12 protein-coding genes and 2 riboswitches are annotated in these 9,924 nt (G+C 65.1%); of the genes, 1 reads left to right on the forward strand and 11 read right to left on the reverse strand.

From position 1 onward, the window contains the following. From VD811_03055 to yihA, 11 genes are all read right to left on the reverse strand, one after another. Window positions 1–612: precorrin-8X methylmutase (locus VD811_03055; protein ID HXV19956.1), on the reverse strand; the 612-nt coding region annotated here is incomplete at its 3' end. A 5-nt stretch (window positions 613–617) separates the two neighbouring features. Further along, window positions 618–1,034: a CbiX/SirB N-terminal domain-containing protein gene (locus tag VD811_03060; protein HXV19957.1), complete on the reverse strand. Its 417-nt coding sequence runs from the start codon at window positions 1,032–1,034 to the stop codon at window positions 618–620. A gap of 90 nt (window positions 1,035–1,124) precedes the next feature. Further along, window positions 1,125–1,299, reverse strand: a riboswitch (cobalamin riboswitch). Between the two features lie 59 nt (window positions 1,300–1,358). After that, complete coding sequence (gene thiC, locus VD811_03065) at window positions 1,359–2,666, reverse strand: phosphomethylpyrimidine synthase ThiC (protein ID HXV19958.1); 1,308 nt, start codon at window positions 2,664–2,666, stop codon at window positions 1,359–1,361. A 96-nt stretch (window positions 2,667–2,762) separates the two neighbouring features. Continuing rightward, a complete protein-coding gene (locus VD811_03070) occupies window positions 2,763–4,136 on the reverse strand; it encodes a cobyrinate a,c-diamide synthase (protein HXV19959.1) in 1,374 nt (457 codons plus the stop codon). Between the two features lie 93 nt (window positions 4,137–4,229). Continuing rightward, window positions 4,230–4,829, reverse strand: a complete 600-nt coding sequence (gene cobC, locus VD811_03075) for an alpha-ribazole phosphatase (GenBank protein HXV19960.1) — start codon at window positions 4,827–4,829, stop codon at window positions 4,230–4,232. Between the two features lie 21 nt (window positions 4,830–4,850). After that, window positions 4,851–5,600 (reverse strand): adenosylcobinamide-GDP ribazoletransferase, encoded by a 750-nt coding sequence (gene cobS / locus VD811_03080; GenBank protein HXV19961.1) that lies wholly within the window; start codon window positions 5,598–5,600, stop codon window positions 4,851–4,853. Further along, complete coding sequence (gene cobT, locus VD811_03085; GenBank protein HXV19962.1) at window positions 5,597–6,661, reverse strand: nicotinate-nucleotide--dimethylbenzimidazole phosphoribosyltransferase; 1,065 nt, start codon at window positions 6,659–6,661, stop codon at window positions 5,597–5,599. Before cobT ends, cobS begins: the two co-directional genes overlap by 4 nt. 76 nt (window positions 6,662–6,737) lie before the next feature. Next, the gene (cobU, locus tag VD811_03090; GenBank protein HXV19963.1) at window positions 6,738–7,259 is read right to left on the reverse strand and encodes a bifunctional adenosylcobinamide kinase/adenosylcobinamide-phosphate guanylyltransferase; all 522 of its coding nucleotides are present in this window, start codon (window positions 7,257–7,259) and stop codon (window positions 6,738–6,740) included. A gap of 1 nt (window position 7,260) precedes the next feature. Further along, window positions 7,261–7,920: a cob(I)yrinic acid a,c-diamide adenosyltransferase gene (locus VD811_03095; GenBank protein HXV19964.1), complete on the reverse strand. Its 660-nt coding sequence runs from the start codon at window positions 7,918–7,920 to the stop codon at window positions 7,261–7,263. Continuing rightward, a riboswitch (cobalamin riboswitch) is annotated at window positions 7,906–8,111 on the reverse strand. (Overlaps the previous gene by 15 nt.) A 185-nt stretch (window positions 8,112–8,296) precedes the next feature. Then, window positions 8,297–8,542, reverse strand: coding sequence for a PQ-loop repeat-containing protein (locus VD811_03100; protein ID HXV19965.1), 246 nt, complete (start codon window positions 8,540–8,542; stop codon window positions 8,297–8,299). After that, window positions 8,542–9,180: a ribosome biogenesis GTP-binding protein YihA/YsxC gene (yihA, locus tag VD811_03105; protein ID HXV19966.1), complete on the reverse strand. Its 639-nt coding sequence runs from the start codon at window positions 9,178–9,180 to the stop codon at window positions 8,542–8,544. Before yihA ends, VD811_03100 begins: the two co-directional genes overlap by 1 nt. Window positions 9,181–9,378: 198 nt before the next feature. Here yihA and VD811_03110 point away from each other — a divergent pair, with 198 nt between their 5' ends. Then, window positions 9,379–9,894, forward strand: a complete 516-nt coding sequence (locus VD811_03110; protein HXV19967.1) for a ferritin — start codon at window positions 9,379–9,381, stop codon at window positions 9,892–9,894. Window positions 9,895–9,924: the final 30 nt, after the last annotated feature.

Below are 9,924 nucleotides of genomic sequence, written 5' to 3' on the forward strand. Positions count from 1 at the left end.
CATCAGGGCGTTGAGGACGGCGGCGGCGATCGCCGAGCCCCCCTTGCGGCCGCGGCAGGTGATGAAGGGCAGGCCCGAGGCGAAGAGCGCCTCCTTCGACTCTTCGGCGCCGACGAAGCCGACCGGCACGCCAACCACCAGGGCGGGGCGTGCCGCGCCCGTCGCCGCCAGCTGCAGCAGTTCGAAGAGAGCGGTGGGGGCGTTGCCGATGAGGTAGATGCCGCAACCCGCCGCGACCCCCTTGCGGGTGGCCAGGATCGAGCGGGTGATGCCGAGCGCCCGGGCCTGCGCCGCCACATCGGGATCGGCGACGTGGCAGCGGATATCGCCGCCCAGGGCGGCCAGCCGCGTTTTGTTGACTCCGGCCAGCACCATGTGGGTATCGCCGAGGACCGAGGCGCCCTGGCGCAGGGCGGTGATGCCGGCCTCTACCGCCCCCGGCGAGAAACAGGTGGTACGGGCGAAGTCGAAATCGGCCGTGGTGTGAATGATGCGTCGCACCACCGGCCACTGGCGACCGACGTAGCCGTGCGCGCCGACCTCGCGGTCGATGATGGCAAAACTCTCGGCCTCGATCGCCGAAGGATCAAGGATAGCAGCGGCGCCGGCCATTGCAATCATCCCTTGCCGGCGGCGACTCGCACCGGCGCCTCGGTCCAGCCGGCCCCGGCCAGGGACGTCCCGATGCGCTCGCAGACGATCTCGCCCAGCTTCGGGTGGACGCCGAGCGGCTCGCCGAGGATCATTTCCAGATCCGGGTAGCGGCGGCCGGCCTCTTCCAGTTCGGCAGGCAGGTCCTCGAGCACATGGGCGCCGGCGAAGAGAAAGTAGGGATAGAGCAGGAGACGGGTCGCGCCCTGCGCCACGCAGCTGTCGATCCCCTGCTGGATGTTGGGGGCGTGCTGCTCGCGGAAGGCGACCTCGACGATCGCGCAGCCGGTCCCCTCGCGCACCATGGCAGCGATCGCATGCAGGGCTTCGTTGGCCTCGGGGATGCGCGAGCCGTGTCCCATCAACAGAATTGCCGTACTCATCGTTTGCTGCTCCTTTACCGATAAAAAAGCCCCCGGCGATTTTGCCGGGGGCCAGATGGACGCCACCCGTCGACCGCCTTTGCCGTCAGCGGTCAGAACTCATTTCAAGGCAGGCTTTCTGGCTCCGGGATCCTCCCTCCCCCTCCCCTTCCCGTCCGGCTTGCTGACCGGGCAGTGGGCTCCTGAGGGTTCGGTCCCCCGTCACAGCGGCGGGTCCGCGGGAGATTCGCACTCCCTTTCCTGCGCCTGGAAACGTTATAAATCGTGGTAGGGGCGCTGCTTGCTGCGCCCCGGGGCAGAGCAAGCGCCGCCCCTACGCGAGAATTAAACCTTGTCTCCCTTCAAATCCCCCCGGAATAGCGCCGAAGCGCCGCGCGAAGCGCAGAAGTCGCCGCACATGGTGCAGGTCGCCTCGTCCTCGGGGACGCGGCTGGCGCGGATGGCCCGTGCGTCGGCCGGGAAGAGGGCGAGCTCGAACTGCTTCTCCCAGTCGAGGTCGCGCCGCGCCTTGCTCATCGCCTTGTCCCGCTCGCGGCCCCGCTCGGGGTACTTGTTCATGTCGCCGATGTAGGCAGCCACCTTCGCCGCCTTCACCCCCTGGCGCACGTCTTCCTCGTTGGGCAGGGCCAGGTGCTCGGCCGGGGTGATGTAGCAGATCAGGTCGGCCCCGTAGCGGCTCGACTGGGCGGCGCCGATGGCGGCGGTGATGTGGTCGTAGCCGGGAGCGACGTCGGTAGCGATGGGGCCGAGCATGTAGTAGGGGGCGTCACCGCTCATCCGCTTCTGCAGCCGGATGTTCCCCTCCACCTCGTCCAGGGGCACGTGCCCCGGTCCTTCGACCAGCATCTGGCAGCCCATCTCGCGGCCGAGTTCGGCCAGTTCACAGTTGATGAGCAGTTCCTGGATCTGCGCCCGGTCGGAGGAGTCGTGGATCGCCCCGGCGCGCAGGCCGTTGCCGAGAGAGAGAACCGTGTCGTACTTCTTGAGGATCGCGACCACCCGGTCGAACTTCTCGTACAGGGGATTCTCCCGGTTGTTGGCGAGCATCCAGGCGACCATGGAGACGCCCCCCTTGGAAACCAGCCCGCCATAGCGATACCCCTGCTTGCGCAGCCGCTCGATGGTGTAGAGGTTGATGCCGCAGTGCACCGCCATGAAGGCCATGCCGTCGGCGCACTGCTTTTCAATCAGGTCGAAGAGCATCTCCTCGTCGAGTTTGTTGGGGTCGCCGTATTTGCGGGCCGCCTCGCAGAAGGCCTGGTAGAGGGGGACGTTGCCCACCGGGAGATCGACGGCAGCGAGCACCTCGCGCCGCACCCGGTCGAGGTCGCCACCGACGGAGAGCTCCATCAGGGTGTCGGCTCCGGCCTCCTGCGCCGCGAGCGCCTTGCGCACCTCGGCGGCGTAGTCGACGATGTCCGAGGAGGTGCCGATGGAGGCGTTGACCTTGGTCCGCAACCCCTTGCCGATGCCGACCGCCTGCGGCTTGCGGTTGTGGTTCCAGGGGATGACAATCTTTCCATCGGCCACCATCTGCCGGACAAACTCTTCACTGAGCTGTTCATTTCGGGCGACGGTCGCCATCTGCGCCGTGACAATGCCCTCGCGGGCGAGTTCGATCTGGGTCTTCAAAACAAATTCTCCTTCTTGCCACAGAGATCACCGAGGACACCGGGAAAAACCTTTGGATGTTGCCCTACTCCTCTGCGCTCTCTGTGTCCTCGGTGGCTAATTATCCTTGTATTTCTTGCAGTTTTCCACGAATGCCGCCGCCAGCCCCGGGTTGCTGCCAAAGTGCAGGTGGACGTAGGAACCGAGGACGTTGTGCACCCGGTACCCCTCCGGTCCGAGATCTTCTCCGCCAGGGCGGAAAAGGCGGTAACACCGTGCTACTTCCACCGGCATTTCCGTCTCCGAGTAGTGAAACTCGTGTCCGCGCGCCACGGTTCCGGCCGGACCGAGGATCGTATCACGCGCGAAGGTCACCTGCCGGTAGCCGAGTGCCTTGCGTTTCGTCAACATACGCACCCGGGCGGGGAAGACTCCGGCCATCGACCGTCCGTCGATCGATTCGGCGAGCAGCATGAAACCGCCACACTCGGCATAGACCGGCAGGCCGGCAACGGCCGCCTCCCGAATCTCCCGCAGCAGGCCCACGTTCTGCGCCAGCCGCCCGGCGTGCAGCTCGGGATAGCCGCCGGGGAGGTAGAGGCCGTCGGTCCCCGCAGGCAGGGCCTGGTCGTGCAAGGGGGAGAAGGGGACGATCTCGGCCCCCGCCGCCTCCAGCAACTCCAGATTCTCCGGGTAGCAGAAGCAGAAAGCCTCGTCCCGGGCGACGGCGATGCGGACCTTAGGTGTCAGGTCTACACATTTGCCTGTCTTGTCAAATGTGTAGACCTGACACCTCGCCTGCTTTGGCAAAGGGGGGGGCAATACCAATGCCTCCACATCCACATGCCCCTCCAGCCAGTCCGCCAGCCGGCCGTAAAAATCTTCGTCCGGCTCCGTCTCCCCGGCGGTCACCAGACCCAGATGCCGCTCGGGGAGGGCCAACTCCTCCTCTCGAGGCAGGCAGCCGAGCAGCGGCGGCAGCCCGGGGACAGAGGCGAGGGCGTCCCGCAGCAGCTCTGCATGGCGCGGGCTGCCGACACGGTTGAAAATCACGCCGGCGAACTCGAGACGCGGGTCGAAGCGGCTGAACCCCTGCACCAGGGCGGCGGCGCTGCGCGCCTGGGAACGGGCGTCGACCACCAGCAGAATACGCCCCCCCAGCCAGCGGGCGATCTCGGCGGTGCTTCCCGCGTCGCTGTCGCCGGCGGCGCCGTCGAAAAGTCCCATCACCCCCTCGACCACTGCGACCTCGGCACCGAGGCAGCCGCGGCCGAAGGTTTCGCGGACACCCCTTTCTCCGCACAACCAGCCATCGAGGTTGCGCGAGGAACGACCGCAGACGGCGGCGTGATGGCCAGGGTCGATAAAATCCGGACCCACCTTGAAGGGGGCGACCGCCAGCCCCCGCCGATGCAAGGCAGCCAGCAACGCGAGGGTGACGGTGGTCTTGCCGCTGCCGGAAGCGGGCGCGGCGACGATGAGCGTTCGCATCGAAACCTTTACTTATCCGCAGATGAACGCAGATTTTCGCAGAAAAGACTGAAGGCCATGAGCCTTCGAATTTAATCTGCGTCCATCTGCGGATCAGCCATTGAGCAGTTGAACCACAGCCTTGCCGTCGGCGAAATAGTCGATGATGTTCAGACAGCCGTACGCCTGCTCGATGTGGAAGAGGCGGTCGAGGGGGGCACCGATGGCGTCGAGCAGGATGACCCGGTTGACCCCGCCGTGACCGACCACCAGCACGTCCTCCCCCGGATGGGCGGCGACGATCCCGGCAACCGTCGGGCGCACCCGCCCGGCCATGTCGAGCAGGCTTTCGCCGCCGGGGACACGGTAATGGACGATGTCGTCGAGACGGGCTTGCCACTGCTCCGGGCAGGTAGCCTGCAACTCCTGCCAGGTTTTCCCCTCCCAGTCGCCGATATGCAGTTCGCGCAGCTCCGGCTTCGCCGCCGGCTCCAGGGCGAAGGTGCGCGCCAGCAGCCGGGCTCCCTCCAGACAGCGGGAAAGGTCGCTACTGTAGACGGCGTGGATGGTCTTCTTTCGCAGGCGCATCTGCAGCAGGCCGAACTGGGCCTCACCCTCGGGGGTCAGACGGACGTCCGCCTGGCCGTTGTAGCGCTTTTCCTCGAACCCCTCCACCTGGCCGTGGCGTACGAGATAGATGCGGGTGCGGGTCATGGGAGCTCCTTTGGGTAAGACTCAGTACAGGGTCAGCACTGCCAGCAGGGTGAACACCTCGGTCAACTCCGTAGAAGCGCCCAGCACGTCGCCGGTGACCCCGCCAAGACGGCGCTTGAAGTAGCGCAGCAGCAGGAGAGCCGCCAGCCCCAGGAGGAGAAGCAGCACGCCCCCCTTCCAGCCGAACAGGATCAGGGCCGCCGCCGTCAGGGTCACCCCGGCAAGGAGGAACTCCCGCCCGCCGACATGGTCGACGAAGGCGGCGCCGGTCCCCCCTTCCGGCCGCACGTAGGGAGCGCAGCAGGCGAGCACCACCTGCACCCAGCGGCCGGCGGCGGGCATGAAGACCAGGGCCGCCGGCTTGACTACCTGCGGCACATTGTGCAGACAGACGTACTTGAGCAGCAGAACCATCATCAGACTGACCGCCCCCATCGCCCCCACCCGGCTGTCCTTCATGATGCGCAGGGACCTCTCCCGGTCGCGGCTGCCGGCCAGGCCGTCGATGACGTCGGCCATGCCGTCCAGATGCAGACCGCCGGTGATGACGATCATGATCAGCACGAGCAGGCTGTCGAGCACGCCCCGCGGTACCAGGGGAGCGAGCGCCCAGTTGATGGCCACCAGGAGGAGCCCGATGGTGAGGCCAACCGCCGGGAAGAGGCCCATGCTCCGGGCGAGCTGCGGCGGCTCCGTCGGCAGTTCACGGGCGACGGGGAAAATCGTCAGGAAGCCGCCGGCAATGCGGAATTCCTCCCAGCCCCGGCTCATCTCTCGTCCCCTCTGGCCACCCCGGCCTCATCGAAGGTCTTCACCTCGCGCAGCGCCTGCAGCGCCGCCTCGATCAGCCCCATGGCCAGGGCCGCGCCGGTCCCCTCGCCGAGGCGCATTTCAAGGTCGAGCATCGGCCGCAGACGGATCCGCTCCAGCATGTGTGCATGGCCGATCTCCACAGAGCGATGGGCGGCGAAAAGGTAGTCGCGCACATGCGGATGCAATTCCGAGGCAAGCATGGCGGCGGCGGTGGAGATAAAACCGTCGACCACTACCGGGATTTCCAGGGCGGCGCAGCCGATGATCAGGCCGGCGATGCCGCCGATTTCGTAGCCTCCCACCTTGGCCAGGACGTCGACCGGATCCCCGGGGTCGGGAGCGTTGACCCGCAACCCCTCCTCGATGACCCGGATCTTGTGGGCCAGCGCCGCATCGTCAATCCCCGTTCCGCGATGGGTGACCTGGGGGACCGAGAGCCCGGTGAAGACGGCGGCAATCGCCGCGGACGGAGTGGTATTGCCGATCCCCATGTCGCCGGTGCCGACCAGGTCGATACCGGCGTCGCGGCAGGAGGCGGCGAGCTCGATGCCGGTTTCCAGGCAGCGGATCGCCTCCACCCGGCTCATCGCCGGCCCCCTGGCGAAGTTGGCCGTCCCCCGGCCGATCTTCTTGAGCAGCAGGCCGTTCATCGGTTTGAACTCGAAGTCGACTCCCATATCGACGACGATCACCTCGGCGCCGACATGGCGGGCCAAAGCATTGATCGCCGCCCCCCCTTCGAGGAAGTTGAAGACCATCTGCGGCGTCACCTCGCGGGGAAAGACGCTGACTCCCTCTTCGGTCACCCCATGGTCGCCGGCAAAGGTGAAGACGACCTTCTTCTGCACGGTGTCGCGGCCGGTGATGGCGGCAAAACGGCGGGCGAATTCCTCCAGTCGACCAAGGGACCCCTGCGGCTTGGCCTGGCGGTTGATGCGGTCCTGAAGGGCAGCAATTTTTTCTGAATCAACGGGGCGGATAAGGGAGAGAGTGGCATCGAGAGTCATATCTTTGCGCATGTTTGCTCCAAAGAATTCTTCAAGGGTCTTATAGGTCCCATATGTCCCATAGGTCTCATTGGTCCTATCAGAAGGTTCACTTCAACCGCAGCGGCAGCCCGGAAACCACCAGCCAGGCCTCGTCGGCCGCGGCGGCCAGACGCTGATTGACCTCGCCGGCCAGGTCGCGGAACTGTCGGGAAAGACGGTTGTCCGGCACGATTCCCGAGCCAACCTCGTTGGAAACGATGAAGAGCGGGGCGGACAGCGACGGCCACAGGGTGATAAAGCGCTCCACTTCCTGCCAGACGCCGGATTCGCTCTCGTCGCAGTGAAAGAGGAGGTTGCACAGCCAGAGAGTGACGCAGTCGAGTAGAATCCCCCCCTTGCCTGCTGCCGCCGGCGGCAGCCGCCCGGCCAGCGCCAGCGGTTCCTCCAGGGTTTCCCAGCGCGTCCCGCGGCCGGCCCGGTGCCGCAGCACCCGCTCGGCCATCTCGGCGTCGCCGATGCCGGCGGTGGCGACATAAAGCAGAGTCCCTTCGCAGCGCTCGGCCAGCGACTGGGCAAAGCCGCTCTTGCCCGAGCGGGCGCCGCCGGTGATGTAGGTCACACGGGCCATTTCAGTACTCGATTCCTCGCCGGGCCGGCACCCCGGCATCATAGGGATGCTTCAGCTTCTCCATTCGGGTCACCAGGTGCGCCCGGGCCAGGATTTCGACCGGGGCCTGGCGGCCGGTCAGCACCAGTTCGACGCCGGCCGGCCGCGCATCGAGCCAGTCGAGCACTTCGTCCAGCGGCAGGTACCCCCGGTGCACGGCGTTGTTGACCTCGTCCAGCACCACCAGGTCGAGACCACCGGCGGCGATTCTGCGCCGGGCGGCGGCGAAGGTCTCGCGGACGCTGCGGGCAACCGCCTCCCGGTCCGGCTGGCCGCCGATGATGCCGAGCCCCGAGGTGAGGATTTCCACCCCTGCGACCTTCTGCAGAAAAGCAATTTCGCCGCTCGGCGGTTCGGCCGGCTTGAGGAAGCGGACCAGCAACACCTGCAGCCCCTGGCCCAGAGCGCGCACCACGAGGCCGATCGCTGCCGTGGTCTTGCCCTTTCCCTCTCCCGTGTAGACCTGGATTTGTCCCTGCTGCATCCCCTGCCCGTGGCCGGCTCGGCCGGCAAACTCATTGAATATTCGAGTGAACAAAAAAACCCCGGACTCGTAAAAAGAGTTCGGGGTCACCTGCGGCGGCCGTCCGAACCCCTCCCGCGAAAGGTCGGTCATCAGCATCCGGGCAGGTCTCCTGGCTCGTGGATCGCCTTACTCGCCGGGCCTTCCCGCCCCGGAATGGGGCAGTGGCAAAAATTCCGGCTTTCATCACCACATACAGTTGCGGGGCAGCGAGGGGGTCACACCCTCTTCCCTATTCTCCCGCCTCAAACCGTAGGCTGATGAAAAACGCCCATCTGCTGCGTTGCCCTCATCTTCGTCGCTGCGGCGTACATTCCATGTACGCCTCACTCCTCAGATTTCAGCTGCCTTGCATCTGGACATTTTTGATCAGCCCAAGCACACCCTGCTACGGCTTCGGCGGGCACCCGGATGTTGGATTGTCGGCCATTTGTAACAGAGGGCGGCCGACAGTGTCAACGCAAAACGCCGTCTTTCAGCGGTAGCGGAGCTTGAGCAGCAGCAATACCAGGGTATTGGTGGTGGCCAGCAGATTAATGGTGATAAAGACCGGATCGCCGGCGAAGATGGCGTAGGCGGTATAGAAGATGCCACCGACGAGAATGGAGAGGAGCATGTAAACCGAAAGGTCGCCGGTCGAGCGGGTACGCAGAACCTTGATGATCTGGGGGACAAAACCGAAGGCGACCATCAGGCCGCCGACCAGGCCGAGCCACTGCATCAGGCGTTATCCTCGCCAAATGCGGGGAAATCTTCGCCGTCAGCGCCGGACGCATCCTCTTCCAGGGCCGCCTCGAGGCGCTGCCAGATCTCGTCGCGCCCCTCCCGCGTCGTGGCCGAAAAGAGGGTGAAGGCATCCAGGGGCAGACCGGTCGCTTCGAGGATCGGCTTGATCTGCCGGTCGCGCTGCCCGCGGCCGACCTTGTCGGCCTTGGTGATGACCGGGACGGTGGGAATCTCGAACTCCTCGAGCCAGTCCAAAAGCTGCAGGTCCTCCTCGCGGGGAACGCGGCGGATGTCGAAGAGGATCACCACCGCCTTCAGGCTCGTGCGGCTCTCCAGGTAGGTGCGCACCATCGGCCCCCACTCCTTCTTCACCGCCAGCGGGACCTGGGCGAAGCCGTAGCCGGGGAGGTCGACCAGGTGAAAGGTGCCGTTGATGCTGAAGAAATTGATCAGCTGAGTGCGCCCCGGGGTGGAGGAGGTGCGTACCAGCGCCTTGCGGTTGACCAGGACGTTGATCAGAGAGCTCTTGCCGACATTGCTGCGACCGGCAAAGGCCACCTCGGGGAGTTCTGTTTCAGGGTAATGCGCGGGCCGGGTGGCGCTTTTGACGAAATCGGCCGATTTGATGATCAACGTGTGGCTCCGTACCGGAAATGATTAAAAAATCGAAAATCTGCGGCTAGCATAGCCCAGACCCGGAGCGAATGCAACGTTCGCAGGCACGCTGCAAATTTGCTCCTTTGCCAAACACAACCTCTTTGGTATCATTTCAGTACTTTATTGGCGACAGACGACACCGGCAGGCCGGCAACTCTCACAAGGAGGAAATGAATGCTCAGCCAAAAGCTTCAGGACGCGCTCAACGAACAGATGAAAAACGAATTTTTTTCGGCCTACCTGTACATGGCCATGGCCGGTTACTTCCAGTCCGAAGACCTGCCCGGATTCGCCAGCTGGATGCGGGTGCAGGCTCTCGAGGAGATGACCCATGGCGAAAAGTTCTTCACCTTCATCTGCAGCGTTGCCGGTCGCACCGAGTTGCGGCCCATCGACGGGCCCAAAAACGACTTCAAATCGCCGCTCGAAGCCATCGAGTTCGGACTGAACCACGAAAAGTTCGTCACCGCAAGCATCGGCAATCTCATGGAACTCTCCCGTGCCGAGAAAAATCACGCCGCCGAGATCATGCTCAACTGGTTCGTCACCGAGCAGGTAGAAGAGGAGGCCAACTTCTCGCTGCTCATCCGCAAGCTCAAGCGGGTCGAAGGGGATGGCCGGGGATTGCTGCTGCTCGATCAGGAACTGGGACAGCGGGTCTTTGTCCCGCCTGCGGCCACGGGAGCCTGACACCGGAAAACCAGAAACCCGCAGAAAGGG

It is taken from the genome of Desulfuromonadales bacterium, assembly GCA_035620395.1.
GTDB lineage: Bacteria > Desulfobacterota > Desulfuromonadia > Desulfuromonadales > DASPGW01 > DASPGW01.